Source organism: Pelosinus propionicus DSM 13327, from assembly GCF_900114615.1.
Lineage (GTDB): Bacteria > Bacillota > Negativicutes > DSM-13327 > DSM-13327 > Pelosinus > Pelosinus propionicus.
This window is the reverse complement of the sequence record NZ_FOTS01000110.1, coordinates 1-3038: the sequence shown is the minus strand read 5'-3', so window position 1 is coordinate 3038 and position 3038 is coordinate 1. Positions and strand designations below refer to the sequence as shown.

Here is a 3038-nt window from a genome sequence, read left to right as displayed (position 1 = left end):
CTATGTTCGGCGTGGTCACCATGGGAAAAATTAAAGCGGGCTACATTCATACCGGCATCTATTAATTTTTCCATGATTTCTTGTTTTCCTGTACTCGGACCCATTGTACAAACAATTTTCGTCTTCTTGATCATAAATTCACCATCCCATTTATTTTTATACCTACTTTAACAATAAGGCAAAGCCGCTTTGTTGCCATTTCAATGAGTTCTGCTCCCCGTTCCATGCATTCTTCCAGATTCATCGGACCTGGAACCGTACTCATCACCCCATCTATACCATGCTGTAATACATCCTCGTATCCCTGACCTAAACCGCCAGATAGACACAAGGTAGGGACATTATATTTTTCTGCCAATTTAGCTACCCCTACTGGAGCCTTTCCAAAAGCAGTCTGAAAATCCGTTCTTCCTTCTCCTGTAATCACTAGCTGGGCAGATTCAACCAAAGACTCAAACCCAGTAGTCTCCAGAACAATTTCCACACCAGGTCTAAGGGTCGCATTCGTAAAGAACAATAAACCTGCACCAAGTCCGCCGGCAGCACCTGCACCAGGATACTCTGCTATCTCCTTACCAGTCACTTGGCTCACTTTATTGGCAAAATGCTTTAATGCTGCATCAAGCTCTTGCACCATTTCTGGTGTTGCTCCCTTTTGAGGACCATATACAGCAGTGGCTCCTTTTGCGCCGCATAGAGGATTGTCCACATCACAGGCAACGGTAATCACGGTATCCTGTAGCCGTACATCAAGACCAGAAAGATCCACTCGATCTAGCTGAGCCAAAGCTGCACCTCCATAAGGCAGTTCCTGTCCATCAGCATCTAAAAACTTTCCCCCTAAGGCCTGAGCCATTCCGCATCCGCCATCGTTCGTAGCGCTGCCGCCAATGCCAATAATGATTTTTTTCAATCCTTTTGCCAGAGCAGCTTGTATTAATTGGCCAGTTCCATAAGTAGTGGTAATGCGAGGATCCTTTTTGTCATTAGGGACAAGGGGCAACCCAGAGGCAGATGCCATTTCAATAATAGCAGTTTTTCCATCGCCTAAAATTCCCCAATATGATTTTATCGTATTACCAAGGGGTCCCACTACATCTTGGTATATAACTTGCCCAGCAGTAGCTGTGACAAGGGCTTCTACAGTACCTTCTCCGCCATCAGCAATTGGCACTTTAATTACTTCTGCATTAGGAAAAATCGCCTTAATTCCTTTTTCCATGGCGTTAGCAGTACCAACTGCTGATACACTCCCCTTATAAGAATCAGGGGCAACTACAATACGCATGTTCATCCATCCTTCCTCTTTTACACTTTGGCTGTTTACAGCTGTTAGTACTATTGTATGTAAGAAAGTAATCCATTACAATGATCAAAATGTATAACAGATCTCTCTTGATTCTTCTGAATATTGTATAAAGTGTCTAATTTATGAATAAATACAAATTCGACTGTCAAGTCAAGATCCTAAATAGGTAAATCCTTAATATTCTTGATCTAATAAGAGTTTTTCACTATAATAAATATGATCAAAAGATTATTTTTCTAATAATTATTTCTCAATTATTTATGATAACATTGTACATTTTAACTAATCGAGGTGAACACATTTGTTACTAACAAGCAATCTAGCCCAACCCATTGTCGATCACATCATGCCGATTGCCCAGCAAAACATTAATATTATGGATAGCAGAGGTGTGATTATCGCTTCTGGGCATAAGCACAGGATTAATACCTTTCACCAAGGTGCAAAAGATGTAATCACCAGTCTACAAATCGTAGAAATTTTTCCTGGTGATCTTGATCAATACACAGGATCACTGCCAGGCCTTAATATGCCGATTGTACTACATGAACAAATCATCGGTGTAGTTGGTATTTCTGGTCATCCAGACCAAGTACGTGATATCGCCAGAATGGTGAAAATGGTGACCGAGCTAATCTTAGAACAAGAAGTCCTGCAAGAAGAGGCCCGCTCCCAATTTCAATTGCGGGAAAACTTTGCAGCTCTCCTCTTATCTGATCATGCAAGCGCCAATTATGATAAATTACTAAAAACCGCTAAACTGCTAAAATATGAGATGTCCCTTCCCCGCTTAGTACTTGTGGTAGATATTGCCCCACTACTTAATCATGCCTATCGAAATTTTGGACTTAATGATTTAGTATCCTCTAGAACACGAGAAAGCATCATGAAATTGTTATCCACTCCCTCTCATATTGATTATAATGATTTAGTGGTTTTCATCGAAGATAAACTCATTATTCTTAAATATTTTGAACAAACGACATGGGAACACTCTTATAAAGACTGGGCCTCTGCAGTATTAAAACAATTAAAAACTTTGAACCTCCCCCTTTCCTTGGGTTTAGGGAGCCTTGCGATGGAGTACACGGCATTAGGACAATCCTATCAAGAAGCTTTGTTTGCTCTACATATGTCTACGACTCAAGCTTCTTTAGCGTCCATACATGATTTTGATATTTTATCTTCTTATCTCGTAAAGGAAATGAATGCAAAATCCCCTTGTCAGCCCTTACAACTCATCAAAGCAAAACTAACTGCCGATCTGACACGAAAGTATGATATGAAAAATACCATTGTTAGTTTACTCAACAATAACATGAATATTACCTGTACAGCAAAAAATCTTTACATCCATCGTAACACCTTATTATTCCGCTTGAAGAAATTTAAAGAAATCACAGGACTTGACCCATGCGGTTTTTTCAATCATGCGTTATTGTGTAAAATATTATTTGAGGATTAAAAAATAAAATATTTTGAAATGCCAAGACACGAAGAGTATGAAGAACACGAAGTAAAGATACCGAACCGCAAAGGCACATAGAACACATTTGCTCTGTTTGTCATTGCGAACGTCAGCGAAACAATTTCTTGGCAAGAAGTGGGATTGCTTCGCTGGCACTCGCAATGACAGGTAGATAGGATTATATAATACAAAAGCACCGAACAGACAGCAGTGCAGGCTGCTGACTGTTCGGTGTTTATTTTTTAATAACGATTACTTTAA

3 protein-coding genes are annotated in these 3038 nt (G+C 39.8%); 1 reads left to right on the top strand and 2 read right to left on the bottom strand.

Annotated features, from left to right (window positions below; genetic code table 11):
- On the bottom strand, positions 1–134 hold a 134-nt coding region (locus BMZ99_RS25650; protein ID WP_139214867.1), incomplete at its 3' end, for a pyruvate kinase.
- On the bottom strand, positions 131–1288 hold the full coding sequence (locus BMZ99_RS25645) for a glycerate kinase (RefSeq protein WP_090944918.1): 1158 nt from the start codon (positions 1286–1288) through the stop codon (positions 131–133). The genes BMZ99_RS25650 and BMZ99_RS25645, both read right to left, overlap by 4 nt.
- Positions 1289–1610: 322 nt before the next feature.
- Between BMZ99_RS25645 and BMZ99_RS25640 the strand changes: the two genes are divergently transcribed.
- Positions 1611–2774: a CdaR family transcriptional regulator gene (locus tag BMZ99_RS25640; RefSeq protein WP_090944915.1), complete on the top strand. Its 1164-nt coding sequence runs from the start codon at positions 1611–1613 to the stop codon at positions 2772–2774.
- The last annotated feature ends 264 nt before the right edge of the window (positions 2775–3038 follow it).

Excerpts from the sequence above, each read along its gene's own strand:
- BMZ99_RS25645 (WP_090944918.1), bottom strand. The coding sequence starts at position 1,288 with ATGCGTATTGTAGTTGCCCCTGATTCTTATAAGGGGAGTGTATCAGCA.